This is a genomic window from Aeromonas sp. R4-3, from assembly GCF_040908275.1.
GTDB lineage: Bacteria > Pseudomonadota > Gammaproteobacteria > Enterobacterales > Aeromonadaceae > Aeromonas > Aeromonas rivipollensis.
The window spans coordinates 42445-68520 of record NZ_JBFODK010000011.1; the positions used below are offsets into that span (position 1 = coordinate 42445).

28 protein-coding genes, 2 tRNA genes and 1 riboswitch are annotated in these 26076 nt (G+C 61.4%); of the genes, 15 read left to right on the forward strand and 15 right to left on the reverse strand.

The features are described from left to right. Window positions 1-16 precede the first annotated feature (16 nt). The 3 genes from AB5Y91_RS02515 to ansB all read left to right on the forward strand — a co-directional run bounded on the left by AB5Y91_RS02515 (window position 17) and on the right by ansB (window position 2424). Window positions 17-979: a LacI family DNA-binding transcriptional regulator gene (locus tag AB5Y91_RS02515; protein ID WP_106885695.1), complete on the forward strand. Its 963-nt coding sequence runs from the start codon at window positions 17-19 to the stop codon at window positions 977-979. Window positions 980-1041: 62 nt separating this feature from the next. Next, window positions 1042-1236, forward strand: a complete 195-nt coding sequence (locus AB5Y91_RS02520) for a heavy-metal-associated domain-containing protein (RefSeq protein WP_368168996.1) — start codon at window positions 1042-1044, stop codon at window positions 1234-1236. A gap of 129 nt (window positions 1237-1365) precedes the next feature. Continuing rightward, window positions 1366-2424 carry an L-asparaginase 2 gene (gene ansB, locus AB5Y91_RS02525; protein ID WP_106885697.1) on the forward strand — a complete coding sequence of 353 codons (1059 nt, stop codon included), beginning with the start codon at window positions 1366-1368 and terminating at the stop codon, window positions 2422-2424. A gap of 95 nt (window positions 2425-2519) precedes the next feature. Here ansB and AB5Y91_RS02530 read toward each other — a convergent pair whose 3' ends face one another. After that, window positions 2520-3506 (reverse strand): sodium:calcium antiporter, encoded by a 987-nt coding sequence (locus AB5Y91_RS02530; protein WP_368168997.1) that lies wholly within the window; start codon window positions 3504-3506, stop codon window positions 2520-2522. Window positions 3507-3510: 4 nt separating this feature from the next. Further along, window positions 3511-3702: riboswitch (yybP-ykoY riboswitch) on the reverse strand. Window positions 3703-3906: 204 nt separating this feature from the next. Between AB5Y91_RS02530 and AB5Y91_RS02535 the strand changes: the two genes are divergently transcribed. Continuing rightward, window positions 3907-4494 (forward strand): superinfection exclusion B family protein, encoded by a 588-nt coding sequence (locus tag AB5Y91_RS02535; RefSeq protein ID WP_025328396.1) that lies wholly within the window; start codon window positions 3907-3909, stop codon window positions 4492-4494. 63 nt (window positions 4495-4557) lie between these two features. Here the strand turns inward: AB5Y91_RS02535 and AB5Y91_RS02540 are convergent, their stop codons facing one another. The 3 genes from AB5Y91_RS02540 to AB5Y91_RS02550 all read right to left on the reverse strand — a co-directional run bounded on the left by AB5Y91_RS02540 (window position 4558) and on the right by AB5Y91_RS02550 (window position 6154). Then, window positions 4558-5016 carry a methylglyoxal synthase gene (locus tag AB5Y91_RS02540; RefSeq protein WP_162520173.1) on the reverse strand — a complete coding sequence of 153 codons (459 nt, stop codon included), beginning with the start codon at window positions 5014-5016 and terminating at the stop codon, window positions 4558-4560. Window positions 5017-5327: 311 nt separating this feature from the next. Further along, window positions 5328-5807 (reverse strand): bacterioferritin, encoded by a 480-nt coding sequence (gene bfr / locus AB5Y91_RS02545; protein WP_025328394.1) that lies wholly within the window; start codon window positions 5805-5807, stop codon window positions 5328-5330. Window positions 5808-5947: 140 nt separating this feature from the next. Next, window positions 5948-6154, reverse strand: coding sequence for a bacterioferritin-associated ferredoxin (locus tag AB5Y91_RS02550; RefSeq protein ID WP_010675777.1), 207 nt, complete (start codon window positions 6152-6154; stop codon window positions 5948-5950). Between the two features lie 139 nt (window positions 6155-6293). Between AB5Y91_RS02550 and AB5Y91_RS02555 the strand changes: the two genes are divergently transcribed. The 6 genes from AB5Y91_RS02555 to AB5Y91_RS02580 all read left to right on the forward strand — a co-directional run bounded on the left by AB5Y91_RS02555 (window position 6294) and on the right by AB5Y91_RS02580 (window position 13249). Continuing rightward, window positions 6294-6608 carry an HlyU family transcriptional regulator gene (locus tag AB5Y91_RS02555; protein WP_338890240.1) on the forward strand — a complete coding sequence of 105 codons (315 nt, stop codon included), beginning with the start codon at window positions 6294-6296 and terminating at the stop codon, window positions 6606-6608. Beyond that, a complete protein-coding gene (locus AB5Y91_RS02560) occupies window positions 6605-8677 on the forward strand; it encodes a tRNA(Met) cytidine acetyltransferase TmcA (protein ID WP_368168998.1) in 2073 nt (690 codons plus the stop codon). Before AB5Y91_RS02555 ends, AB5Y91_RS02560 begins: the two co-directional genes overlap by 4 nt. A 400-nt stretch (window positions 8678-9077) precedes the next feature. After that, window positions 9078-10205 (forward strand): cytochrome c oxidase subunit II, encoded by a 1128-nt coding sequence (coxB, locus tag AB5Y91_RS02565; RefSeq protein ID WP_368169012.1) that lies wholly within the window; start codon window positions 9078-9080, stop codon window positions 10203-10205. A gap of 9 nt (window positions 10206-10214) precedes the next feature. Next, window positions 10215-11801 (forward strand): cytochrome c oxidase subunit I, encoded by a 1587-nt coding sequence (gene ctaD, locus AB5Y91_RS02570; protein WP_163137577.1) that lies wholly within the window; start codon window positions 10215-10217, stop codon window positions 11799-11801. Between the two features lie 9 nt (window positions 11802-11810). Beyond that, on the forward strand, window positions 11811-12365 hold the full coding sequence (locus AB5Y91_RS02575; RefSeq protein ID WP_025328389.1) for a cytochrome c oxidase assembly protein: 555 nt from the start codon (window positions 11811-11813) through the stop codon (window positions 12363-12365). Between the two features lie 2 nt (window positions 12366-12367). Then, complete coding sequence (locus AB5Y91_RS02580; protein ID WP_368168999.1) at window positions 12368-13249, forward strand: cytochrome c oxidase subunit 3; 882 nt, start codon at window positions 12368-12370, stop codon at window positions 13247-13249. Between the two features lie 8 nt (window positions 13250-13257). Here the strand turns inward: AB5Y91_RS02580 and AB5Y91_RS02585 are convergent, their stop codons facing one another. After that, on the reverse strand, window positions 13258-13464 hold the full coding sequence (locus tag AB5Y91_RS02585; protein WP_005330432.1) for a DUF2909 family protein: 207 nt from the start codon (window positions 13462-13464) through the stop codon (window positions 13258-13260). Between the two features lie 81 nt (window positions 13465-13545). On the opposite strand from AB5Y91_RS02585, the gene AB5Y91_RS02590 reads away from it, so the two are divergent. From AB5Y91_RS02590 to cyoE, 4 genes are all read left to right on the forward strand, one after another. Continuing rightward, window positions 13546-14208, forward strand: coding sequence for an SURF1 family protein (locus AB5Y91_RS02590; protein WP_368169000.1), 663 nt, complete (start codon window positions 13546-13548; stop codon window positions 14206-14208). Beyond that, window positions 14205-14693 (forward strand): hypothetical protein, encoded by a 489-nt coding sequence (locus tag AB5Y91_RS02595; RefSeq protein ID WP_368169001.1) that lies wholly within the window; start codon window positions 14205-14207, stop codon window positions 14691-14693. The genes AB5Y91_RS02590 and AB5Y91_RS02595 overlap by 4 nt, the downstream gene beginning before the upstream one ends. 70 nt (window positions 14694-14763) lie before the next feature. Next, a complete protein-coding gene (locus AB5Y91_RS02600; protein WP_368169002.1) occupies window positions 14764-15780 on the forward strand; it encodes a heme A synthase in 1017 nt (338 codons plus the stop codon). Beyond that, window positions 15777-16682 carry a heme o synthase gene (cyoE, locus tag AB5Y91_RS02605; RefSeq protein ID WP_368169003.1) on the forward strand — a complete coding sequence of 302 codons (906 nt, stop codon included), beginning with the start codon at window positions 15777-15779 and terminating at the stop codon, window positions 16680-16682. Before AB5Y91_RS02600 ends, cyoE begins: the two co-directional genes overlap by 4 nt. Before the next feature lie 75 nt (window positions 16683-16757). On the opposite strand, the gene AB5Y91_RS02610 is transcribed toward cyoE, so the two are convergent. The 7 genes from AB5Y91_RS02610 to nhaC all read right to left on the reverse strand — a co-directional run bounded on the left by AB5Y91_RS02610 (window position 16758) and on the right by nhaC (window position 24867). Further along, complete coding sequence (locus AB5Y91_RS02610) at window positions 16758-18188, reverse strand: gamma-aminobutyraldehyde dehydrogenase (RefSeq protein ID WP_368169004.1); 1431 nt, start codon at window positions 18186-18188, stop codon at window positions 16758-16760. A 29-nt stretch (window positions 18189-18217) separates the two neighbouring features. Further along, window positions 18218-19036 (reverse strand): ABC transporter permease, encoded by an 819-nt coding sequence (locus AB5Y91_RS02615; RefSeq protein ID WP_106885710.1) that lies wholly within the window; start codon window positions 19034-19036, stop codon window positions 18218-18220. Further along, the gene (locus AB5Y91_RS02620) at window positions 19026-19994 is read right to left on the reverse strand and encodes an ABC transporter permease (RefSeq protein WP_368169005.1); all 969 of its coding nucleotides are present in this window, start codon (window positions 19992-19994) and stop codon (window positions 19026-19028) included. Before AB5Y91_RS02620 ends, AB5Y91_RS02615 begins: the two co-directional genes overlap by 11 nt. After that, window positions 19991-21004, reverse strand: coding sequence for an ABC transporter ATP-binding protein (locus AB5Y91_RS02625; protein ID WP_368169006.1), 1014 nt, complete (start codon window positions 21002-21004; stop codon window positions 19991-19993). The genes AB5Y91_RS02620 and AB5Y91_RS02625 overlap by 4 nt, the downstream gene beginning before the upstream one ends. 80 nt (window positions 21005-21084) lie before the next feature. Next, entirely contained in the window at window positions 21085-22230 is a 1146-nt protein-coding gene (locus AB5Y91_RS02630; RefSeq protein ID WP_368169007.1) for an ABC transporter substrate-binding protein, read from the reverse strand. Window positions 22231-22428: 198 nt separating this feature from the next. Further along, window positions 22429-23352: a LysR family transcriptional regulator gene (locus AB5Y91_RS02635; RefSeq protein ID WP_368169008.1), complete on the reverse strand. Its 924-nt coding sequence runs from the start codon at window positions 23350-23352 to the stop codon at window positions 22429-22431. 105 nt (window positions 23353-23457) lie between these two features. Next, window positions 23458-24867, reverse strand: coding sequence for a Na+/H+ antiporter NhaC (gene nhaC / locus AB5Y91_RS02640; RefSeq protein ID WP_368169009.1), 1410 nt, complete (start codon window positions 24865-24867; stop codon window positions 23458-23460). 304 nt (window positions 24868-25171) lie between these two features. Here nhaC and AB5Y91_RS02645 point away from each other — a divergent pair, with 304 nt between their 5' ends. Beyond that, complete coding sequence (locus tag AB5Y91_RS02645; RefSeq protein WP_368169010.1) at window positions 25172-25375, forward strand: hypothetical protein; 204 nt, start codon at window positions 25172-25174, stop codon at window positions 25373-25375. Between the two features lie 13 nt (window positions 25376-25388). Here the strand turns inward: AB5Y91_RS02645 and AB5Y91_RS02650 are convergent, their stop codons facing one another. From AB5Y91_RS02650 to AB5Y91_RS02660, 3 genes are all read right to left on the reverse strand, one after another. After that, entirely contained in the window at window positions 25389-25655 is a 267-nt protein-coding gene (locus tag AB5Y91_RS02650) for a late competence development ComFB family protein (protein WP_106885716.1), read from the reverse strand. A 102-nt stretch (window positions 25656-25757) separates the two neighbouring features. Beyond that, window positions 25758-25843: transfer RNA gene (locus AB5Y91_RS02655), tRNA-Leu, on the reverse strand. 70 nt (window positions 25844-25913) lie between these two features. Further along, a tRNA-Leu gene (locus AB5Y91_RS02660) sits at window positions 25914-25999 on the reverse strand. Window positions 26000-26076 lie beyond the last annotated feature (77 nt).

The following is a 26076-nucleotide window of genomic DNA, read 5'->3' on the forward strand; positions in this document are numbered from 1 at the left end:
TACCGTTGATGAAGCCATGGCCAATATTACCGATGTGTCGCGCCTCGCGAATGTGTCTAAAGCCACCGTTTCCCGCGTCCTGAGCGGCTCGCGCGGCGTGCGTGAAGAGAGTCGGTTGGCCGTGCTGCAAGCCGCCGAACAGCTGAATTTCCGACCCAATGCCACGGCCCGCTCCCTGGCGACCCAGGCGACGGATTGTGTGGGCATCATCCTCTCCCCCCAGCTTGGTAATCGTCTGGCCAGCATGCTGCCGCTGCTGGAAGGGGCGTTGGCCAAGACGGGCAAGAGCATGCTGGTGCGCTTTGCCGACGAGGCGCAGCAACAGCAGCTGGCGGTCGATGAACTGCTGGGCGGGCGTTGTGATGGGGTCCTGGTCCTCGGTACCAAACAACCTCTGAATCCGGACCCGCGCCTCATTCAGCTCGATGGGGTGAGCGACACCGGCAACCTCAATCTCAGCTATGACCTGACCTTCGCCACCGAGAGCGCCTGTCGCTTCCTGCTCGGCAAGGGTCATCGCCAGCTGGTGCTGATGCTGGATGACAAACTGTCCCCAGCTGGAAAGAGCGCCATCCAGGGTTATCAGCAGGCACTTCAGCAGCAATCCCTGCCCTATAACAGCCAGCTGGTGATCGACGGTACCGACAACCAGCAGGCGCTGCTCGGCTTGCTCAATCGCTACCTGCCCTTCACCGCGCTGGTGGTGCAGCAAGATGCCCAGGCTGCCGATGCCATGAGGCTGTTGCGCGAGTTCAACCTCCATATCCCTCAGGATGTCTCCGTCATCAGCCTGGAAGGCTCCTCCCTGGCGAGCCAGCTGACCCCGCCGTTGACCTGCATCGAATACCCGAGTGAGCGGCTGGCCCAGGAGAGCGTGCGGGTGTTGCAAGCACAGCTGGCGCAGAGTCTGCGACCGGCCGATGAGCAGCAGAAATTCCAGGGGCGCCTGGTGGTGCGTGAATCCGTGGTGGCCCGCTAGGGCTTGACCTTGCCGCGGGCGTCAGCTTTAGGCTGGGAACACATCCACAGAGGAGATATCCCATGACCATAGAACTCACCATTTCCGGCATGTCCTGCGGTGGCTGCGCCGCCAGCCTGCAGAAGGCGCTGCTGGCTCAGAACACCGTCAGCCAGGCCCGGGTCGATTTTGGCAGCCGCAAGGCCGTTATCGAGAGCGAGCTGAGCAAGGGCGAGTTGATCGCGCTGATCGAAGCCAAAGGGTTTAGTGCGGAGTGATTTATCCCTATATGGGTAAAAATCAGACCAATATTCTGTTTACTTGTTTTTATTGTTGAGAGTGATCACTTAAAAACGATCTAAATTGGATGAAAATGCTGCAGTCAACTAACCCAAAAGGATTGCAGCATGACTCACCCTATCCGCAAGACCCTGCTCGCCGTCGTTCTCGGCATGACCCTATCCCCCCTGGCCATGGCCCTGCCGCAGGTTCATATTCTGGCGACCGGTGGCACCATAGCCGGTGCGGGGCAGTCCGCCACCCAATCCAACTATGAGGCAGGCAAGGTGGCCATCGAGACCCTGATCGCCGCCGTGCCCGAGATGAAGAACGTGGCCGAGGTGCAGGGGGAGCAGGTGGTCAAGATCGGCTCCCAGGACATGAACGACGAGGTGTGGCTCAAGCTGGCCAAGCGGGTCAACGAGCTACTGGCCAAGGATGACGTGGATGGCATCGTCATTACCCACGGCACCGACACCATGGAAGAGACCGCCTACTTCCTCAACCTCACCGTCAAGAGCGACAAGCCAGTGGTGCTGGTTGGCGCCATGCGTCCCTCCACCGCCATGAGTGCCGACGGCCCGCTGAACCTCTACAACGCCGTGGTCACCGCCTCCGATCCCAGCTCCAAGGGACGCGGCGTCATGGTTGCCATGAACGACACAGTACTGGACGCCCGGGACGTCACCAAGACCAACACCACAGGGGTGCAGACCTTCGCCGCCCCCAACTTCGGCCCGCTCGGTTACATCCACAACGGCAAGATCGACTATCAGCGCAGCCCGGCCCGTCTGCACACCAGCAAGACTCCGTTCGACGTGAGCAAGCTCGACAAGCTGCCGCAGGTGGGCATCGTCTACAACTATGCCAACGCCACCGATCTGCCGGCCAAGGCCATGGTGGATGCCAAGTTTGATGGCATCGTCAGCGCCGGGGTGGGCAACGGCAACCTCTACCACACCTTGTTCGATACCCTGGCCAAGGCGAGCGAGGACGGCATCCGGGTGGTGCGCTCCGCCCGCGTGCCGACCGGTGCCACCACCCTGGATGCCGAGATCGATGATGCCAAGTACGGCTTCGTGGCCGCCGGCACCCTGAACCCGCAGAAGGCGCGCATCCTCTTGATGCTCTCCCTGACCCAGAGCAAGGATCCGGCCCAGATCCAGCGTTGGTTCCAGCAGTTCTGATCCCGGGGTTCAACCCGCGAACCTAACCCCATGAACAAAGGGCAGGATCCGATCCTGCCCTTTCTTATGACGCCATGTTCAGATGCCAGGTGTCCTCAGCTCACCATCAGCCAGCCGCAGAAACCCAGGTACACCACACCTATGCAGGCCAGTCTGCCCGCCGTCATCCGTCCACGGCTGAAGCCCCACCACAGCAGTACCACCGCCAGCAGGGCCACCAGCGAAGAGACCATCATGGTGCTGTCGAGCAACCAGGGGGTGAACAGCAGGCAGAATGCCTTGGGGATCGTGCCCTGGATCATCATGGCGCCGGAGATATTGGCCAGCGCCAGCCGGTATTTGCCCTGACGCACCCAGATCAGCACATTCATCAGCCCCGGCATCTCGGTCGCCACCGGGCTCAGTAACAGGGCCGCCAGCACGGGGGAGAGGCCAAACAGCTCGCCCATGCTCTCCAGCTGATGGACGAACAGCTGGGCCGCCAGCGCCACCACCACCAGGGCCCCCAGGGTCTGCAGCAGCACCTTGCGAAGGGCCGGGATCCCGGCTTTGGGATCCAGCTTGAGTGGCTCTGGCAACGGGGTCTCGTGGCTGTCGGTCTGTTTCAGCTCGCGCCGCACATAGACCAGATACACCAGCACGAACAGCGGGGCCAGCCAGGTTTTGCCGGTGAAGGCCACCATGCCGAGGGCCACCGCCACCAGGAAGATACCGACAAACCAGGCCTGATCCCGACCAGTCTCTCGCTGCACCTCGCCATCGATGGCCCTGTGTTCAGGGCTCATGCACAGCAGCAGGGTCAGGCCGACGGCGGAATAGCCTATGGTGGAGAGCACCAGGGGGCCACCGAGGGCGGCGCCTATCCCAATCTGTTGCTGGGCGGGGGCATCCCCCATCAGCAGCGCGGTCAGGGTAACTATGCATTCGGGCAAGGCAGTGCCTAGGGCCGCCAACAGGGAGCCGGTGGCACTCTGGGAGAACTTGAGGTGATGGCCGGTCCATTCGATGCCGTTGACGAAATATTCGCAGGCCAGGTAGATGGTGACGGCAGAGAGCAGAAATAACAGCAGGGTGATCAGCATAATAGGCAACCGCCAGGCGAGCAGAACAACCGATGGACCCGATACGGCTCGCCCGGCTGGCTTGCGTATCGAGGCCAAAGGTCTTGCAGGGCGATAGATGCTATCGCCGCCCATGCCATGGATCTGATGATCCAAGAATGTTGACATGAGCCCTGCCCGGATCACGGGCGGGTTGCTACTCCCCAATGACAGTGCGGGATTTTTACCAAGAGATGGGTTGCCCCACAAGGAAAATGGCGGCTCGTCCCCCCGGCAACTTGTAAGGGGATGTAACCTGGGCACCGACCAACCCCATCAGTTCTGCACTCCTGGATCCAGATCCCGCCCACAGGATCCTCGCCTTGGCACAGGGATTGCTATGAGTTGACTACTGTCCACATTGACTTGGGAAGGGTGAACGATGAAACGGTGGATCCAACATTTTTACCAGCTGAATCGCCTCAACTGGCTGATGGTCTGGCTGCTGCTCTGCTGCAGCATCATATTGCTGTTCCCGGCCGGGCTGATGAAAGGCGCCGTCAGTCAGTGGGCCACGGCTCACGCCGCCTGGCTGGGGGTCGGCATGCTGATTGCCATCTCCTACTTCTGCAGCCAGGGTTTCCTGATCGCCTGGGAATGGGCCTGTGACGAGTGGCAATCTCGCCGTCAACAGGATCAGCTGGCCCAGATGATAGGCTTCCTCGACTTCAACGAGAAGGCGGTGCTGCGCGAGTTCGTGCTGCAACGGAAAAGCGTCATAAACCTGCCGATCACCGAGCCTGCCGTCAAAAACCTGATGGATGCCGGGGTGCTGACCTATGCCTATGGCAAGCCGGTACGAGAGAAAGAGGACGAAAACCAGATCCGCGCCCTGATGATTGCGCTGCCGGCACGGCCGCTGCTGACCTACAAGGTGCTGGGGCTGTCGCGCGGCAAGATGAGCGACGAGCAGGTGGAGCAGATCATGAACGCCAGACCCAAGTTCGCCCAGAAGAGTTTCCAGCGCTGAGCCGCCACCATCCTTCAGACAAAAGAGCCGGACACTGTCCGGCTCTTTGCTATCTGGTTGGGGTTACTCGGTTCTTGCCTTGAGATAACCGGCGTAGTCGGGCACCTGTACGCTGAATGCCTGCTGCATGTGCGGGCTGTCCATGATGAAGTCCGCCGTCGCTTCGTTGGTGGCGACCGGGATGTTCCAGACCGCCGCGAGGCGCAGCAGCGCCTTTACGTCCGGATCGTGCGCCGCGGCATTGAGGGGATCCCAGAAGAAGATCATCACGTCGATCCTGCCCTCGGCAATCAGGGCGCCGAGCTGCTGATCGCCGCCCATGGGGCCGGAGAAGAGGCAGGTGATGGGCAGCTGCGCCTTCTTGCCGAGCAGGGTGCCCGTGGTGCCGGTCGCATAGAGGTGGTGGAGCTTGAGCTCCTCCTTGCGGCGCAGCACCCAGTTCAGCAGTGGGGTCTTCATGTTGTCGTGAGCCACCAGGGCCACCCGCTTGTGGGGGGCCATCTCACGTGCAATCAGTTCCATGGAAATCATCCGTAGCAAAGTGATGGGAATAGGGCCGTATCCTAATCGAAAGCGGCGTGCGCTGCTTTGCCCTGCATCGTAACTGTGATCACTGCAATGGTTCAATCCGGCTTGGGCTGTGCCTCGTTCACCGGATCCGGCGGTGCGCCCTGTGCCGTGAAGGGGGGTGGCTGACGGAAACCCCCCGGTTGGCCAACTGCCCGGCAGACACTAACGTCCATATATTTCAAATTCATGCCCGGGCTTCAAGGTGGTGGCCCAGAAAAAACCCGCCTTGGCGGGTTGGGGACAGGTCTTAATGACATCCGCACTCAGGATGATTCGCTATGAAGCTGGGATTGCTGATAGTTTTCCAGGCCGATGCGAGCGATGAGATCGAGCTGGGTTTCCAGCCAGTCGACGTGTTCCTCCTCGTCTTCCAGGATATCCTGGAACAGGTCACGGCTGACGTAATCATGGACGGACTCGGCATAGGTGATGGCCGTTTTCAGGTCGGGAATGGCATCCATTTCCAGTGACAGATCGCAGCGCAGCATCTCTTCGACTGTCTCACCGATACGCAGCTTGCCCAGATCCTGCAAGTTGGGCAGTCCTTCCAGAAACAGCACACGCTTGACCAGCTCGTCGGCATGTTTCATCTCATCGATGGACTCATGATATTCCTTGTGCCCGAGCCCCTTGAGGCCCCAGTCATCGTAGATGCGGGCATGCAGGAAATATTGGTTGATGGCAACCAGCTCATTGGCCAGCACCTTGTTGAGGTGGGCAATGATTTTGGGATCTCCTTTCATCGACATTACTCCTCGTGTTCGAGCCTAGGGCACCGATCACTAGAGCGTAGTCGAGAAAAATGACCATAAGAAGAAGACGAATCGGCTCCCCTGGTAGGGGGAGCATCCGCTCGCTGAGGCGAGGATCGGGAAGAGGTATCTCATGCTACCTCGTAATAAAGGGGCGCCTGCTCCGACTCCATCTTGTCGATCTCGGTGGCGATGATTTCCATCGCCATGCGCACGCACTTGCCACATTGGGCACCGACTTCCAGCGACTGTTTCAGCTGCCTGAACTCGGTCTTGCCTGCCTGTACCGCCTTGCGGATCTGGTTATCTGTGATGCCGCGGCACAAACACACGTACATAATAGTGGACCTCATGCTGGAATGAGATGAAATCTAAATGAGAATAGTTCGTAATGCAAAGAACGAATGGTAATAAGATCCCCTGCTTGCCAGTGATTCCCCCCTTGAGGAGAATGCAACCATCAGAGAGGAGACGAACATGCTCAAGAAACTATTCAGTGCCCTGTTCAAGGGGCAAGCTGCCCAGATAACCGATGTCACGCCCACCGAATACGCCGGCTATCTCATTTATCCCGAACCCATGGCGGAAGGGGGACAGTTCCGGCTTGCAGGGCGCATCACCAAGGATGTGGATGGTGTGCTGCAGACTCACCGCTTCATCCGCTCCGATCTGTTCGCCAACCCAGCCGACGCCGAGCGCTTCATGGTGCAAAAAGCCCATACCTTCATCGATCAGATGGGGGAGCGCATGTTTGAGCCGCGGGTGAAGCCGGACGACAGTTCAGCCTCATGAGCCCAGCCGAGGTGGATCTCTTGCGCCAGGCTCTCGCTCGCACCGGTGAGCGTCGCCTGATCTGGCTGGAAGGGCTCGAAGCCGATTGCATCACCTGTGCCGAACCCTTGCTGGGGGAGGCTGTCTTCTGGCTGGGGGACGGCCCTGCATGCCATAAGCCACTGCCTGCTGCCAAGGCACTACAACGGCTGGGTCAGGAGTGCGATACCCTGGTGTTCAACGCCTTCAGCGGCTTTCATCCCGATGCCTTCGGCGCTTTGGCGGGCACGTTGCGCGCCGGTGGCCTGCTGCTGCTGCTGACTCCCCCCAGAGAGACGTGGCCAGCCTACCCGGATCCGGACAGGTTGCGGCTGGTCGCCCAACCTGAGGATGCCAAGCTGGCGGGTCATGGTTTTATCGCCCGCTTGGTGCGGCTGCTGACAGAGGATCCTGCCCTCTCCTTGATCCCTCCCGTCGGCGGCGAGCCCTGGTGTCCTCTTGGCGCAAGCCGGCCATTCAGTACCGATCAAGTCCGTGCGCTACCCGCCATTCACAAGGTGTTGCATGGTCATCGCCGCCGTCCGCTGGTGCTGAGCGCGGATCGTGGCCGCGGCAAGAGTGCGCTGCTGGGTCTGGCCAGTGCCGATCTGCTGCGCCAGGATCCCGGCCTGCAGATAGTGGTGACGGCGCCTTCCCAGGCGACCGTCGCCACACTCTTTGCCCATGCCTCGTCCGCGCTGGCAGACACGCCAGAGCGACTGGTGGGCCTGACCTATGTGTCGCCAGACCGAGTGGTTCAAGGGGATGTGCAAGCGGATCTGCTGCTGGTGGATGAGGCAGCCGCCATTCCGACCCCGCTGCTGGAGGCCATCCTGGCCCGTCACAGCCGCATCGTATTTGCCACCACCGAGCACGGCTATGAGGGGACGGGACGTGGCTTTCATCTGCGTTTCAAGCGGGTGCTCGATAGGCAGACCCCGGATTGGCAGGAGCTGCATCTGGCGGAACCCATCCGCTGGAGCCGGCATGATCCGCTGGAACCGCTGATCTTCCGATTGCTCGGCCTCAATGCCGATATAGTGGCACCTCAACCCCCGAAGAGACCGAGTTGGCGACGACTGGAGCAGGAAGTGCTGGCCGGGGATGAGGCTCTGCTCAATCGGGTATTCGGCCTGCTCGTCCTGGCCCATTATCAGACAAGCCCCAGCGATCTGCGGTATTTGCTGGAGAGCCCCGATCTCGACATCCACCTGCTGGAGCAGGAGAGGGAGCTGCTCGGTGTTGCCCTGGTGGCCCGGGAAGGAAACATAGCGCCAGCGCTGGCTCATGACATCTGGGCCGGGCGAAGACGCCCCCGTGGTCATCTGCTGCCCCAGTCGCTGCTGGCACACGCCGGGCTCATTACGGCAGGGGAGCGCAGCTATGCCAGGGTGATGCGCATCGCCATTCATCCCGCTTTGCATCGCCTGGGACTGGGTTCTTTGTTGCTGGCGCAGCTGGAAATGCACTACCGCACCCAGGGATACGACTATCTGGGGTCAGCTTTTTCTGCGAGTCCCGATGTGCTGCCATTCTGGCTCAAGGGCGGCTTGACGGTATTGCGCATCGGCCTGCAGCGGGATGCAGCCAGCGGCAGCCATGCGGCCTTGTTGCTCAAACCACTGAAAGCGGAGTTCGATTCGGAGCTGACTCAATGGCGACGGCGCTTCGTCAGCCAGTTGCCCACCCTGCTGGCGGGAGAACTCAAGGGGCTGGATCCCGAACTGGTCTGGTTATGCCTGAGAGGAAACGCGGCCGCAGAGGCGCCCGATCTGGATGAGTTCGAGTATCAGGAGATCGACTGCTTTGCCCATCATCACAAGCCGTTCGAGCTGTGCCAAGCCAGCCTGCAACGCTGGCTGGCCAGTCGGTTGACTGCGCTGGATGAACTGCTCCCCGACGAGCGTCGGCTGCTGATCGCCCCCATCTGGCAGTATGTGCCCTGGGCCGAGTTGGCAAAGACGTTGGGTGTTGCGGGCAAGCCTGCGCTGATCAAGCAGCTGCGAAGCCTGCTGGCTCGGTTGTTGGACAAACCTGTGCCCATGGCCTGACAGCGAAGAGATGGCCACGGCGGTACGAGAAGATGCCGCTGGTTACCACAGATGAACAAGGGGCCTGTGTGGCCCCTTCTCTTTTGTCGAGCGGCCATGGCCGCTCGCTACCGGATGGATCCCGCTATTGAGCGGTTCAGGGCTATGCTATGGGGCAATGGCCACCGCCAGCACACCTCTCGTTTAGCCCGGATAGGATGCCAACTGCTCTGACGAGCCCCCGTCATCCGGCATCAGTTTGGTTTTTTCAGAATATGGACTAATACTTGAGTGTGACTGAACGTTTAATAAATGCATTATTTTCAGATGGTTAGCGTTTAATCTGTCAATGCTTGCCATCTTTTCTAACGTGCACAGGGAGTGCAATGTGGGAAAAAATGCAATCAACCATGGCGCATGGATGGTGTGGCTCGCCAGCAGCAGTGTTTCCGCCAACGACATCACATTCAACATGACACGCGGGGCGACCGCGATCAGCCAGCAGGTCTATGACCTGCATATGACGATTTTCTATATTTGCTGCGCCATTGGCCTTATCGTCTTCGGGGCCATGCTCTGGTCCATAGTCCACCACAGAAAGTCTCGCGGCGCCAAGGCCGCCCAATTCCACGAGAGTACCCGCATCGAGCTGTTGTGGACGGCCATCCCGGTGCTGATCCTGGTCGCCATGGCGGCCCCGGCGACCTCGACATTGCTGAAGATGGAGGATACCTCCAAAGCCGAGCTGACCGTGCTCATCACGGGCTCGCAATGGAAATGGCATTACAAATATCTCGAGCATCCGGTGGAGTTTTACTCCTTGCTGGCGACCAGCAAGAAGCAGGTCTCGGGCGACGAGCCCAAGAGCGGCACCTATCTGCTGGAAGTGGATCAGCCTCTGGTGTTGCCCGTTGGCAAGAAGATCCGATTTCTGATGACCTCGGATGACGTCATTCACTCCTGGTGGGTTCCGGCCTTTGCCGTGAAGAAAGATGCCAATCCCGGTTACATCAACGAATCCTGGACCCGGATCGACAAGGCTGGCACCTACCGAGGGCAGTGTGCCGAGCTGTGCGGTAAAGACCACGGCTTTATGCCCATAGTGGTGGTGGCCAAACCGGCCGGGGAGTTCGATGGCTGGATCGCCAAGACAGCGGCAGATCAGGCGGCAGCCAAGGCCCAGCAGCAGGACCTGGCCAGCCAGACCATGACGCTGCCACAGGCCATGGAGCTGGGAGAGAAGGTGTTCCTGGGTCATTGCGCCGCCTGCCATCAACCCGCGGGTACGGGGTTGCCCGGCATCTTCCCGGCCCTCAAGGGCAGCAAGGTGGCGACGCTGCCAGAACATAGGGCCCAGCACCTGGACATAGTCCTGCATGGCAAGAGCGGGACTGCGATGCAGCCCTTCGGCAAGCAGCTGACGGCGCAGGAACTCGCCGCCGTCGTAACATACGAGCGCAATGCCTGGGACAACAAGACCGGTGATGTCATTCAGGCTGCAGAGGTGCAGTCCCTTCTGAACCCAGTCGATCCAAACAAGGACAAGTGAGGCGCCAGCATGAGTGATGGAATCACGGATACCCTGCACAGCGAGCACGCCCACCAACCTGCATCGGGCCTGAGGCGCTGGCTATACACCACGAATCACAAAGATATCGGCACCCTCTATCTGCTGTTCGCCCTGACCATGTTCTTCACCGGTGGCGCCATGGCTATGGTCATTCGGGCCGAACTGTTCCAACCCGGGCTGCAACTGGTCGAGCCCCTGTTCTTCAACCAGATGACCACAGTGCATGGTCTCATCATGGTCTTTGGCGCCGTGATGCCCGCCTTCACCGGCCTCGCCAACTGGCTGATCCCCATCATGATCGGGGCCCCGGACATGGCGCTGCCCCGGATGAACAACTGGAGCTTCTGGATCCTGCCGTTTGCGTTTCTGATCCTGCTGTCGAGCCTGTTCATGGAAGGCGGTGGCCCCAGCTCGGGCTGGACCTTCTATGCCCCCCTGTCCACCAAATACAGCGGCAACAGCACGGCGCTGTTCGTCTTTGCCATCCACATCATGGGTATCTCCTCCATCATGGGGGCCATCAACGTCATAGTCACCATCTTCAACCTGCGGGCGCCGGGCATGGGCTGGATGAAGATGCCGTTGTTTGTCTGGACCTGGCTTATCACTGCCTTCCTGCTCATCGCTGTCATGCCGGTCCTGGCGGCGGCGGTGACCATGGTACTGACGGACAAGTATTTCGGGACCAGCTTCTTCGATGCGGCCGGGGGCGGGGATCCTGTGCTGTTCCAGCACATCTTCTGGTTCTTTGGCCATCCGGAGGTGTACATCATGATACTGCCGGCCTTTGGCATCGTCTCCAGCATCATTCCCACCTTCTCTCGCAAGCAGCTGTTTGGCTATCGCTCCATGGTTTATGCCACCAGCAGCATCGCCTTGCTGTCATTCATGGTCTGGGCTCACCACATGTTTACGACTGGGCTGCCCGTGGTCGCCGAGCTGTTCTTCATGTACGCCACCATGCTGATAGCGGTGCCGACCGGGGTGAAGGTATTCAACTGGGTTGCCACCATGTGGCGGGGATCATTGACGTTCGAGACCCCCATGCTGTTTGCCATCGCCTTCATTACCCTGTTCACCATAGGTGGCTTCTCGGGGTTGATGCTGGCCATGATCCCGGCCGATTTCCAATATCACGATACCTATTTTGTCGTGGCCCATTTCCATTATGTGCTGGTCACCGGCGCCGTCTTCTCTATCCTGGCCGCCGCTTATTACTGGCTGCCCAAATGGACGGGGCACATGTATGACGAGCGACTCGGGCAGTGGCATTTCTGGTGCTCGCTCATTTCGGTCAATGTGCTCTTCTTTCCCATGCATTTCGTCGGTCTGGCGGGCATGCCCCGCCGCATTCCGGATTACGCGCTGCAGTTTGCCGACTTCAACATGCTGATCAGTCTCGGCGGTTTCGCCTTCGGGCTGTCGCAGTTGCTGTTCGTCTGGGGGGTGATCAAGTGCATCAGAGGAGGCAGGCAGGCGAGCAATCAGGTGTGGGAAGGGGCGGAGGGGCTGGAGTGGACGCTTTCATCCCCCCCTCCCTACCACAGCTTCAAGACCCCGCCAGATGTGCGGTAAGGAGATCATATGGCTCAGGTCAATCACGGTCCCCTGCTCAGAAAGCTGGCCCTGGTGGTGCTTGTCATGTTCGGGTTCGCCTTTGCACTGGTGCCGCTGTATGACGTCTTCTGCAGGATCACCGGCCTCAACGGCAAGACTGCAGTGCAGCCGGCCACGGCTGAGCGGGCGGTGATCGACAGCAAACGGACCATCCAGATCGAGTTTCTTGCCCATGCGGACACCCAGATGCCGTGGCAGTTCAGCGGCGAAACGGCGCGGTTGTCGGTGCGGCCGGGTGAAATGAAGCTGGTCAATTATCGGGTGTTCAATCCCACCGATCGCACCATGATTGGTCAGGCGGTGCCGTCAGTCTCGCCCGGTCCCGCCGCCGCCTATTTGAAGAAAGTGGAGTGCTTTTGCTTCAACCGTCAGGAGTTGCAGGCGGGGGAGAGCAAGCTGATGCCGCTCAAGTTTTATGTCGACCCCGATTTGCCCGACAACATAAACACCATCACGCTCTCCTATTCACTCTATGACATCACTCAGTCCACCCCAGCCCCGACGCTGGCGCAGAGGAAATAATCATGGCCAAAGTGAACCAGACGTATTATGTCCCGGACCAGAGCCGCTGGCCCATCATAGGGGCGGTGGCCTTGTTTTTCCTGGCTTTCGGAGCGGGGCATCTGGTCAATGAAGTGGCGAGCAAGCAGGACGGGGTCGGCCGGTATTTGATGATGGCTGGCGTTGCCTTGCTGGTCTTCATGCTGTTTGGCTGGTTTCGCCACATCATCCAGGAGTCCATGACCGGGCTCTACAGCGCCCAGATGGATCGCTCCTTCCGGCAAGGTATGGTCTGGTTCATCTTCTCCGAAGTGATGTTCTTCCTGGCCTTCTTCGGGGTGCTGTTCTATGCCCGCCAGCTTGCCATGCCCTGGCTGGATGGCGCGGGCAACAAGGCGATGACGGCCCAGTTGCTGTGGCCGGATTTCTCCGCGCACTGGCCCATGGTCAAGACTCCGGGAGGGACCACGACCCAGGCCATGCCCTGGCACGGCATACCCCTCATCAATACCCTGATCCTGCTCGCATCCTCCGTCACCTTGCTGTTTGCACATACCGGCCTGGAAAATGGCAAACGCAGTCGTCTCAAGGGAATGCTGCTTGTGACAGTACTGCTCGGGTTGGCATTCCTCTGGCTGCAAGGCTATGAATACCTGCATGCGTACCGGGATCTGGGGCTGCGACTGGACTCCGGCATCTACGGCAATACCTTCTTCATCCTGACCGGATTCCATGGCTTGCATGTCACCCTGGGGACTGTATTCCTGCTGATCATCTGGCTGCGCATCGTGCTGAAGGATCACTTCACCGCCGAGCGCCACTTCGCCTTCCAGGCCGCGGCCTGGTACTGGCACTTCGTCGACGTGGTCTGGCTCTGCCTCTTCGTGTTCGTCTACCTCCTCTGAGGTCGGGATCAGTAAGGGCGCGGGTTGGGCTCCAGCCAGCCCATCATCAGGGAGAGCAGCAGGATGACGACCACCAGCAGGGAAAAGAACACCCGGCGCCCCAGCGGGGCCGACATCTTCTGGGGGTGACCCGTGGTCATCATCAACCAGAGGGCATGAAAGAGTTGTCCTATGATGAGCAGCAGCATCAGTACCAGCACTATCTTGATCAACATGTTGGAGCCCTCCGTTATATGCGTGACATGGCAACATGGGATAAGCAGCGACCATGGCATCACAGGCGCTGGATCGTACTGATGTTCACTCTGGTTGTGACGGCCGGTTTGTGCAAGCTGTCGCTCTGGCAGTGGCAGCGCGGGATGGAGAAAGAGGCCTGGCTGGGGCGGATGGCGGTGGCACAGCAGGTGGCACCAATGACGCTTTCCCGGATCGACTGGCACAATCTTGAGTCACTGGACGGCATGTCACTGGGAGGGGAGGTCGAATGGGTGTCCCCTCATGTCTGGCTGCTGGACAACCAGGCGGTGGCGGGCGAGATCGGCTATGACGTCATCATACCGGTACGCGCCGGTGATGCCCGTCCCTTGTTGCTGGTCAATCTGGGCTGGGTGCCTGCACCCGCCAGCAGGCAGCAACTGCCAAGGCCCGTCATCCCGGCAACTCTGGAGCTCGACGGTCTGCTGCGCACGACCCCCGGTGGCGTCTTGCTGGGTCAGAACATCGAATCCGGCCCCTATCCTAACCGGCTGCAGTCCATCAGGGTGGATGCCCTGAGCGAGATCCTTGGTTCACCCCTCGCCGATGCCGTGTTTTATCAAAGGCACACACCCTTCCTCCATCACTACCAGCCGAATGTCATGCCGCCCGAGAAGCACAGGGCATATGCAGTGCAATGGCTTGGGCTGGCGCTGGTGATGCTGGTGGGGGGCCTGGTGCTGACAAGGAGGTTGTCCCCATGAACTCATGGTCAAGATGGAAGGTACCTGTCCTCTTTGCGCTGGTGATACTGCTGCCTGTGGTTCTGGCTGCACTGACCCTGAGGCAGGGCTGGTATGAACCCGGCACCCGCAACAAGGGGGCCTGGTTGGATCAGGAGGTCTATCTGTTGCAACCACTCCCGCCCCATCAGAGCAAATGGCGGTTGGTCTATCTGGCCGCCCGGCGCTGTGAGGCGCAATGCCAGCAGGTGCCCGAGTTGATGTCGCGGATCCAAAGCGCCCTTGGCCGCAACCTGGACAAGCTGGATCTGGTGCAACTCACCGATACGCCGCCGCGCGGGGTGAACGGAGCTGTACGGGCGGGCGATATGATGCTGGTGGACTCGCAAGGGCTTGCCATCCTGCGCTACGAGGTCCCGGCCAGCACGGCGGCGTGGCCGCAGCTTGGCAAGGCAGTGCTGTCGGATCTGCAGCAACTGCTCAAGTATCAGCGAGGCGTGCAATGAACGCGCACCTGAGGACTGTGTCGTGTGTTCTGTCGCCATTATCCGGAGACAAGCGTCAGCGAGGTGCCGTATGAAGATACAGAAGCGGCTGGCATCGATCGCAATCGTGCTGGCGGTACTGGTGATCCTGCTTGGGGCCTATACCCGACTGACGGATGCCGGGCTGGCCTGCCCCGATTGGCCCGGCTGTTACGGCTCTCTGGCCGTCCCCCAGTCCGCGCATGTAGAGCGGGCGGCCCATCTCTACCCGGACACGCCGCTGGAGCCCCACAAGGCGCGCAGCGAGATGGTGCATCGCTACTTTGCCGGTGTGCTGGGCGGTGTGATTGCGCTGCTGTTCGTGCTGAGCTGGCGTGCTGGCGGTCGTCTGCGTCGCCTCTCGGGGGCCTTGCTGGTGCTGGTGGTTGGGCAGGCTGCCCTGGGCATGTGGACTGTGACGCTGGCGCTGCACCCTCTGGTGGTGACCACCCACCTGCTGGGCGGGTTCGCCATCCTGACTCTGCTCTGGCTCTACCGGGCCGAGCTTGCGCGCTTCCCCGCGAACGCGCCCGTCTGCCGCGATCAGGGCTTGCCCTGGCTCGGCAATGCGGCCTGTGGCGTGCTGCTGCTGCAGATAGCGCTGGGTGGCTGGACGTCGGCGAACTATGCGGCCATGGCCTGCGTCGAGTTGCCTCTCTGCCAGGGGAGCTGGCAGGCGCAATTGAACTGGGAGGAGGCCTTTCATCTGCCACTTGGCCACGCCAGCTATGAGTTTGGGGTGCTGAGCAAGGAGGCGCGCCAGACCATCCATATTGCCCATCGTCTGGGGGCCCTTGCCACCGCCCTGCTGGTGGGGGGCTTTGCCCTCGCCCTGATCCGTCAGGGGGCCCCGCTGCGTTTACTGGGGGGGCTCTTGCTGACCCTGCTGCTGGTGCAAATTGCCTTGGGGCTGGCGAATGTCCACCTGGCCCTGCCGTTGGCAAATGCACTCGCGCACAACCTGGTGGCGGCGCACCTGCTGGTGTGTTGTGTGCTGGCCCGTGGGCGGCTCTCTCGCCCCCGGATTTCCCCCTTGCTGTCGCCCGAGGCGATCAGGAGTCAGACATGAACAGCAAGCCCTTGACAGGCCTCATCGACCTCCGGCTGCTGCGGGATTATTACCAGCTGACCAAACCCAAGGTGGTGGCCTTGCTGTTGCTGACCGCCTGGGTCGGCATGCTGCTGGCCGAGCCGTCCCAGGCCTCCCTTGACGAGATGGTGCTGGGGCTGGCGGGGATAGGGCTGCTGGCGGCCGCGGCCGCGGCCATGAACCACTCTCTGGATCACGGCATCGATGCCCAGATGCGCAGAACGCGCTGGCGACCGGTCGCCATGGGGCGGATCGGGCCCAAGTCTGCGATGGCGTTTGCACTCTGGCTGGCGTTGATGGGCTTCGCCTTGCTCTATTGGGGCGTGAATCCCCTGACCGCCTGGCTGACCCTGGCCAGCCTGTTTGGCTATGCGGTCGTTTATACCCTGCTGCTTAAACGAGCCACGCCACAGAACATAGTCATCGGCGGGCTGGCGGGAGCCATGCCACCGTTGCTGGGCTGGACCAGCATCACAGGAGGGCTCTCGGCCGAACCCTGGCTGCTGGTGATGATCATCTTTACCTGGACGCCGCCCCACTTCTGGTCCCTGGCCATCCACCGGCGTGACGAGTATGCCGGTGCGAACATTCCCATGCTGCCCGTCACCCACGGCATAGCATTCACCAAGACGGCCATACTGCTTTATCTGCTGATCCTGACCCTGGTCTGCCTGCTGCCCTACCTGATCGGCATGTCCGGGCTGCTCTATCTGATCGGCAGTCTGGCGCTGAACCTCGGGTTCTGCTGGCATGGCTGGTTGCTGAAGTATTCGGAGCGCCCCGGTCAGGCGATGCGCACCTTCCGCTTCTCCATCTATCACCTGATGTTGCTGTTTGGTCTGCTTATTCTGGATCACCACTGGCTGTGGCGGCTGTCGTAGGAGGAAGTATCTGGCAGGGGATTTGGGTCGTTGTTTACGCATTCAGGCTGGCCCCGGGGCCAGCCTGAATCATGTTCAGAGCTTGACCATGATGTGGCGCGGTACAGTGTAATCTTCCAGGGCGTAGAGGGAGAGATCCTTGCCATAGCCGGACATCTTCATGCCGCCGTGGGGCATCTCCGAGGTGAGCATGAAGTGGGTGTTGATCCAGGTGCAGCCATATTGCAGGTGGCTGGCCACTTTGCTCGCCAGACTCAGATCCCGGGTCCAGACCGAGGAGGCGAGGCCGTAGTCCGAATCGTTGGCCCACTGCACCACCTGTTCGGCGTCGCCAAAGCGGGTCACCGACACCACGGGGCCGAACACCTCCCGGCGCACTATTTCATCCTCCTGGCGGGCGTGGGCTATCAGGGTCGGCTCGAAGAAGAAGCCGTTGCCGGGGCGGATCTTGCCGCCAGTCGTCACCTCCACGTGGCCGCTGCTCTGGGCCCGCTCCACGAAGCTGGCGACTCTGTTGCGCTGGCGGTCAGAGATGAGCGGCCCCATCTCCACCCCCTCCTCACGCTGGCCCCCCACCTTGATGGAGGCCACGGCCTCCGTCATGGCGGCGACGAACTTGTCATAGATCTTGCCCTGGGCATAGATGCGGCAGGCGGCGGTGCAGTCTTGTCCTGCGTTGTAGAAGCCGAAGGTGCGAATGCCGGCCACCACCGCCTCCAGATCCGCATCGTCGAAGATGATGACGGGCGCCTTGCCCCCCAGCTCAAGGTGGGTGCGCTTCATGGTGCGGGCGGCGCTCTGCAGTATCTTCTGGCCGGTGGCGATGTCACCGGTCAGCGACACCATGCGCACCAGCGGGTGTTCCACCAGCGGCGCTCCCACGCTCTCACCCCGGCCGCAGACGATGTTGATGACGCCGCGGGGGAAGAGCTCGCTGGCGAGCTCGGCAAGGCGCAGGGCGGTGAGCGGGGTCTGCTCTGAGGGTTTGAGCACCACCGTATTGCCGGCGGCGAGCACGGGGGCCATCTTCCAGGCCGCCATCATCAGCGGGTAGTTCCAGGGGGCTATGCTGCCCACCACCCCGATGGGATCGCGGCGGATCATGCTGGTGTGTCCCTCTATGTATTCCCCCGCCAACGGTCCCTGCAGGCAGCGGGCCGCCCCGGCGAAGAAGCGAAAGCAGTCCACCACCGCCGGCAGCTCGTCATTGAGCACCGCCAGATAGGGCTTGCCGCAGTTGAGGGATTCGAGCGCCGCGAACTCCTCGGCATGGCGCTCTATGGCATCCGCCAGGCGCAGCAGAAGGATACTGCGGCTTGCCGGGGTGGTGCGGCTCCACTGGGCGAAGGCGCGCTGGGCGCCGTTCACCACCCGGTTCACCTGCTCGAACGACGCCTCTGGCACAGAGGCGATCAGCTCCCCGGTGGCGGGATTGAGGATGGGCTCGGCCTGGCCGTCACCGGTCACGAACTGGCCGTCGATCAATAGTTGGGTAGAGAATTTCATGGTTGCATCCTTGCGCAGGCGTTGAGTCATTATTTGCCACTGCCGGCGACGTCCTGGCCGTCGCGGGTGAGGTAGTAGGCAAGCAGAATGGGAATGGTGGTCACGGCCACTATGATGAGGGCCACCACGTTGGTGACGGGTCTGTCACGGGGACGGATCAGCTCCTGATACATCCAGATGGGCAGCGTGGTCTGCTGGCCCGCGGTGAAGGTGGTGACTATCACCTCGTCAAAGCTCAGGGCAAAGGCCAGCATGCCCCCCGCCAGCAGCGCCGTGGCGAGGTTGGGCAGGATGACATAGCGCAGGGTCTGGAAGCCGTCGGCCCCGAGATCCATGGACGCCTCTATGAGGGACTGGTTGGTGCGGCGAAAACGGGCCAGGGCATTGTTGTAGACCACCACCACGCAGAAGGTGGCGTGGCCTATGACTATGGTCCAGAAGCTGAACGGGATCTCCATCAGGCCGTAGGCGGAGCGCAGCGCTATGCCTGTGACTATGCCGGGCAGGGCGATGGGCAGCACCAGCAAGAGCGAGACCACCTCCTGGCCGAAGAAGCGGCTGCGGGCTATGGCTCCCGCCGCCAGGGTGCCGAGCACCATGGCTGCCAGGGTGGCGAGCCCGGCCACCTCCAGCGACAGCTGGATGGCGCGCCACACGTCGGGGCGGTTCAGGGTCACCTCGAACCACTTGAGGGTGAGCCCGGGGGGCGGGAACTGGTAGCTCTTGCTCTCGCTGGTGAAGGCGTAGAGGAAGATGAACAGGATCGGGAAGTGCAGGAACAGCAGACCGCCGATGGCCGCGTACTTGAGCAGGCCGGAGGCCTGGTTCATGGGTGGATTAGAGCGCATCGAAGGCCCCCAGACGTTTGGCAATGGTCAGGTAGATGGCGATGATGAGGATGGGCACCAGGGAGAAGGCGGCGGCGAAGGGCAGGTTGCCCGCCGTGCCCTGCTGCATGTAGACCACCTGGCCTATATACATGGTCGAGTTGCCTATGATGCCGGGAATGATGTAGTCACCAAGGGTCAGGGAAAAAGTGAAGATGGAGCCCGCCACCACGCCGGGCAGTGCCAGCGGCAGTATCAGGGTGCGGAAGGTCTGGGCCGGAGTCGCCCCCAGATCGCTGCTCGCCTCCAAGAGGGATCGCGGAATACGCTCCACCGCCGCCTGAATGGGCAGGATCATGAAGGGCAGCCAGACGTAGACGAAGACGATGAAGGTGCCGAGCCGCGAAAACGACAGGGAGGGGCCGCCAATCATCGGCAGGGAGAGGATGCCATCCAGCAGCCACTCCAGCCCCAGGCTGTCCGCCAGCCAGCTGATCACCCCCTCCTTGGCCAGGATCAGCTTCCAGGCATAGACCCGCACCAGATAGCTGGACCAGAGCGGCAGCATGATGCCCACGTAGAACAGCGCCCGGGTCTTGCCGCTGGTGTAGCGCGCCATGTAGTAGGCGATGGGGAAGCCGAGCAGGGCGCAGGCCAGGGTCACCAGCAGCGACATGCCGACGGTGCGGCCGATGACGTCCAGGTTTTCCGGCCGCAGCAGGGCGATGAAATTTTGCAGCCCCAACTCGTGACGCACCTGACCGCTGAACTCGTCCAGCCCGAAGAAGGCGTTGGAGAGCAGCATCAGCAGGGAGCCGACATAGATGATGCCGAGCCAGAGCAGGGGCGGCCCCAGCAGTATCCCCAGCAGCAGGCCGGGACGGCCGTAGAGCAGGGTGGAGAGGCGCCGCAGCGGCCGCAAGCGTGCAGGTTCGGTGGCGTGGCTCATGGCTAGACTCGCACAGTGGGGGAGGCTCATGGCTGAGCCCCCGATCCTGAGGCACTCAGGCGGTGGATGGCCTGCTCAGGCCAGCTGAGGCTGACCCGGGCGCCACGGGCCAGACGGGCCTGTCCCTCGTTGGGGTGGTTGACGATGATCTCGAGCTGCTCTCCCAGGCTGACCCGGTAGCGCACGAAGGGGCCCAGATACTCCACCTCGCGGATCTCGCCGGACCAGCCGGGCATGCCGGCCTCGCCGAGCCGGATCCGCTCCGGGCGCACCATCATCTGGCGCTCGTCACCGCACAGCCGCCGGGCCTGCTCCCCCTCGAACAGATTGACGGTGCCAACGAAACGGGCCACAAACGGCGTCGCCGGGGCGTCGTAGATGGTATCGGGCGCGGCTATCTGCTCGATCTTGCCCTGATTGAAGATGCAGATGCGGTCGCTCATGGAGAGCGCCTCCTGCTGATCGTGGGTGACGAAGATGAAGGTGATGCCGAGCTGGCGCTGCAAGGCTTTCAGCTCAAGCTGCATCTGCTCGCGCAGCTTGAGGTCCAGCGCCCCCAGGGGCTCGTCCAGCAGCAGGATGCGCGGCTGGTTGATGAGGGCCCGGGCGATGGCAATGCGCTGGCGCTGGCCGCCGGAGAGCTGCCCCGGCTTGCGGCTGCCGACACCGGGCAGGCGCACCAGCTCCAGCATCTCGTCCACCTTGCGGTGGCGCTCTGCCTTGGGCACTCCCCTGATCATCAGGCCGTAGCCGATGTTGTCCCGCACATCCATGTTGGGGAAGAGGGCATAGTCCTGGAACACTGTATTGAGGTTGCGATCATAGGGTGGCACCCGGGAGCAGGGCTCGCCAAACAGCCGGATCTCCCCCTCGCTCGGGTACTCGAAGCCCGCGATCATCCGCAGGCAGGTGGTCTTGCCGGAACCGCTCGGGCCCAGCAGGGTGAAGAATTCTCCGGACGGGATCTGGAAGGAGATGTCGTCGACCGCCTTCACCTCGCCATAGTGGCGGCTGACCCGGTCAAATTGTACGGCTGTCATGGTACGTCCTTGTCATCGAACAGGGCCGGGTCTCCCCCCGGCCCGTTGTGGGGCGACTTGCTGGTGTGGACTGTCTGGACTCAGCGGCCACCCAGGATGGCGATATAGTCGGAAACCCAGCGATAGTAAGGCACACAAGTCCCCTGGCTCTTGCACTGGGAGACAGGGGTACGCCAGAAGTGCACCTTGTCGAAGTTCTCTATGCCGTTGGTCTTGCAGCCCTCTTTGCCCAGCAGGGTATTGCCCTCGCAGGCGGCGGGCACCACGGGCACGGAGCCGAACCAGGAGGCGAGATCTCCCTGCAACTTGTTGTTCAGAGAGTGCTCCAGCCACTGGTAGGCGCAGGTGAGGTGCTTGGCCTCGCTGTGCACCATGCTGGTGTCGGCCCAGCCGGTAACCCCCTCCTTGGGCACTGTGGTGGCGATGGGTTGCTTGTCGGCGATCAGGGTGTTGGCCTGGAAGGGCCAGGAACCGGAGGCCACCACCCCCTCGTTCTTGAAGTCATCTATCTGGACGAAGGCGTCGTGCCAGTAGCGGCCCACCAGCTGGCGCTGCTTGCGCAGCAGATCGAGGGAGGCCTTGTACTGCTCCTCGTTCAGCTCGTAAGGATCCTTGATGCCGAGTGCCGGCTGGTGGGTCATCAGATAGAGGGCGGCATCGGCGATGTGGATGGGGCCGTCGAACGCCTGGACCCGCCCCTTGTTGGACTTGCCGTCCGGCAGGGTCTGCTCCTCGAACACCACGGACCAGGAGTCGGGCGCCTTGGGGAATACCTTGGTGTTGTACATCAGGATGTTGCCGCCCCACTGGTAGGGGACGCCGTAGTGCTTGCCCTCCACTGTGTGCCAGGGGGCGCTCTGCAGGCGGGGGTCTATCTTGCCGTAACTCGGGATGAGCGCCAGGTTGAGCGGCTGCACCTTGCCCCCCGCGATGAGGCGCAGGCTGGCGTCGCCGGAGGCTGTCACCAGATCGAAGCCCCCCTCGTTCATCAGCGCCACCATCTCATCCGAGGTGGCGGCCGTCTTGACGCTGACCTTGCAGCCGGTCTCCTGCTCGAAGCCGGTCACCCAGTCGTAGTTCTTGTCAGTCTCGCCACGCTCCACGTAGCCTGCCCAGGCCACGATATTGAGCTGGCCTTCACCCTTGCCGAGCTCGGTCGGGGCGGCCTGGGTCTGGCCTGCCAGCAGGGCGGGGATCAGGGCCAGGGTCAGGGGGGTCAGTTTCATCTTGCTCTCCTTGCATGATCTGGAGCCATGCGATGCCGCAATGGCAATTAACATCCTGTTAACCAGTCATGAGCGTAGGAGAAGGCAGTGGTAATGAGAATTTCAATTTTTAACGCCAGAGGTATCTGCCAAATCGATATCGAGTGCAGATGAATCTTGTTTTTGATGGCGGCGTGGCGATCACCCTGAGGGTGCCGGCTAGCGGGAGACCGGCTGGCGGGCCCGCAGCCGGCTCTGAGCCCGCGCTATGTCGATGAACTCACGGGCGGTCCAGTCGAGCCGCGAGCCGCGGCGCCACACCAGACCGATGTCGATGGCGGGGATGGGCTCCTTGATGGGGCGGGCCTCCACCCGCTCCTGCTCCAGAGACCAGGGGCGATAGGCAAAGTCCGGCAGCAGGGCGACCCCGAGCTGGCTCGCCACCAGGCTGCGCACCGCTTCCACCGAGGCGGTGCGCAACACAGTGCGAGGGGAGATGCCGTAGCGGCGAAGGCCGGCCCCTATGATCTGATCCAGCTGATCGGCGGTGAGCGAGATCATGGGCTCGTCCCCCAACGCCTTGAGGGAGAGGGTCGATTCCGCGCAGAGGGGGTGGTTGGCGGCGAGCCAGAGCCGCAGGGGGGAGCGGGTCAGCAGCTCGGTATCGAACGCCTCCTGGCGTATGGTGCGGTTGGTCATCAGTATCCCCACGTCCACCTCGCCGTTGACAATCTGATGCTCCAGAAACGGCTGCTCATCCTCCTTCACCTCGATGCGCACAGCCGGAAAGGCACGGCGAAAGCGGCCGATCGCCTCCGACAGGTAGTAGCCGGCCACCAGCGTGGTCACCCCTATGGTGAGCTGCCCCTGATCCTGCTGGGCCACCGCCTTGAGGGACTGGCCTGCTTCGGTCATGGCGCCGAGAATGCGCCTGGCATGGAGCAGGAACTGGTGGCCCTGGGCCGTCAGGGTGACGCCGCGCGGGTTGCGCTCGAACAGGGCGGCGCCGAGCTCTGTCTCCAGCTCGCGGATGGCGCTGGTGACCGCCGACTGGGAGATGTGCAGTTCGGCGGCGGCGCGGCTCACGGAGAAGCTGTCGGCCACCGCCACGAAGTAACGGATCTGGCGAAAGGTAAAATTCATCTGGGCATCCTGCCACGGGCGACGAGGTTGGCTGCCAGCTTAACCCCGAACTTCCTCCAAGCAAAAGGCGCCGTGATGGCGCCTTTATCATTATTTTTCCTGTTGTTAGCGGGAGCTGGCCGCCTCGATCTCCGGCACCCGGTTCACCGCCTTGCCCAGGTAGGCGAGGGTGATGGTCACTATGATGCAGGTGAAACTGAGCCACATGTAGGGCAGGTAGTCGAGGGTGGCCACCCCCAGCACCCCGGCCATGAAGATGCCGTTGTCGCTCCAGGGCACCATGCCACAGGTGAGGGTGCCGCCGAACTCGGCATTGCGGGAGAGGTTCTTGCGCGCCAGTCCCAGCCGGTCGTAGTTCTTGGCCATGATCTTGGGGGTCAGGATCAGCGACACATACATGGCGGAGCCGAACACGTTGGCCAGGAAGGCGGTGCCTATGGTGTGGCTGGTCAGGCTGCCGACGCTGTTGATGCGCTTCTCGAAGGCGCTGGCGATCACCGCCAGTATGCCGACCTTCTCCAGCAGACCGCCAAACCCCAGACCGAAGATGATGACGGCCACCGAGCCCAGCATGGACTCCATGCCGCCGCGACCCAGGATGTTGTCGATGAAGTCGACCCCTGAGGTGATGGCGAAGGGGCTGTAGGCGGAGTGCATCGCCTTGACCGGGTCCATGCCCTGGAAGGCGATGGCCCAGACAAGGCCGAGCAGGGCGCCGAAGCTGATCACCGGGAAGGCGGGTTTGCGGTTCGCCAGCAGGCCCAGCACCAGGATCACCGGCACTATGGCCAGCGGCGTGATGTTGAACTGCTTGTCGAGGGCCTCCATCACCAGATTGACCTGCTCCAGGCTGACGTTGCCGGAGTACTGCATGCCGACCAGGGTGAACAGGGCCGCCGTGATGACGTAGGAGAAGAGGCTGATGGGCAGCATCCCCTTGATGTGCTCCACCACGTCGACGTTGGACATGGTCGACGCCAGCACCACTGAGTCGGAGAGGGGGGATAGCTTGTCACCGAAGTAGACGCCGGAGAGCACGGCACCGGCCACCAGGGGCGCAGGCACCCCCAGGCTGTGGCCGATCCCCATCATGGCGATACCCGCCGTGGCGGCAGAGCCCCAGGAGGTGCCGGTGGCCAGGGAGGTGAGGGAGCAGATGATCAGGGTCGCCAGCAGGAAGATGGAGGGGTGTATCACCTTGAGGCCGAAGTAGATGATGCTGGGGACTATGCCGCCGGCGATCCAGGTGCCGACCAGGGCACCGACGGAGACCAGTATCAATATGGCGCCCATCCCCTTGGCGACGCCATCGACGGCGGCCTGCTCCAGGGACTTGTAATCATGGCCTAGCCTGATGCCGAGCCCCATGATGACGAACCAGGCGATGAACAGCGCCAGCTGGATCGGCAGATCGAGCACGCTGGTGAACGAAAAGGCCAGGGCCAGAAAAATGGCCAGGCAGGCAAACACCTGCGCCATGCCAGGCAATCGGATGTGGTTTTGTTGGTTTTGCATAGATACTTCCTAAACTCTTGCTCGCCAAGGTCGGTCCCTCTCGTCCTGTGGATACACGTATCCCGAGGGGCCGGCCCAAAAAGAGGCCGCAATCTACCACAAACCTGGGGCGCAAAATCCCAACTTATTTAGCAAAAATGCATTAATGTTTGATAAATCTACTCATTAGTTGATCTCATCGGCGCTTTTTTTGAATATCAGGCCGATGCAGGGCAAATAGCCAAAACCCATAGAGAAGTCCGATTGCACTCCCCATAATCACAAACGATAATCGTTATCGTTTGATTCTGTGGGTAGCATCATCATGATCTGGATAGTGCGGTGTCTCTTGCTGGCAGCCTTGCTGGCGGTGTTGGGCTGGGGTCAGGACAAGGCGTACGGCCTGTGGAGTCTGGGCTTCTTGCTGGCCGCCTGGGTCATGCTGGAACCCAGGCTGAGGCCGGCGCTGATCCTGCTGCCGGTCGCGGGCATGACGGGGGTCGTCACCCTGCTCTGGCAGCAAAGCTGACTATAGGAGCTGTTCAGCGGGAAGGAACTGCCTGGATCTTGTCATAGGCCAGGCGCAGTGAGGTCATGACCTTCTGCTCCATCTCGGTGCGTTCGGCATCCGTGGTGAAGTAGATCATGTCGACGTTGTGACGTATGTAGTGAGAGGGGAGCTGATTGAGGGTAAGGCAGCAGAGATCGGCCAGTTGGTAGGGGGTCAGTCTCTGGTTAAGTCCCTGTTTTTCTATCTCTTTGAGCACCAGATGTTCATAGAAGTTGTGAATGTCGGTATCCAGGATCATGGGAAAACCCCTGTGGTGGCATGGCATCCTCAACAGCATAGCCATGGCAGGGGCAAAAACAAAAGGCCCGTCACTTTCGTGATGGGCCTTTTGCAGAATGAATGGTGCGAAGAGAGGGACTCGAACCCTCACATCCGTGGGACACTAACACCTGAAGCTAGCGCGTCTACCAATTCCGCCACCTTCGCACACTGATTTTCTCCAGCTGGTTTTAAATGCGGTTGGAGCGCATTGCTCTGTGTTTACATGTCAGAATCATGGTGCGAAGAGAGGGACTCGAACCCTCACACCCGGGGGGCACTAACACCTGAAGCTAGCGCGTCTACCAATTCCGCCACCTTCGCACATTCGGGTTATCAGTCTGGATTTACATGCTGTCTGATAAAAGCATGGTGCGAAGAGAGGGACTCGAACCCTCACA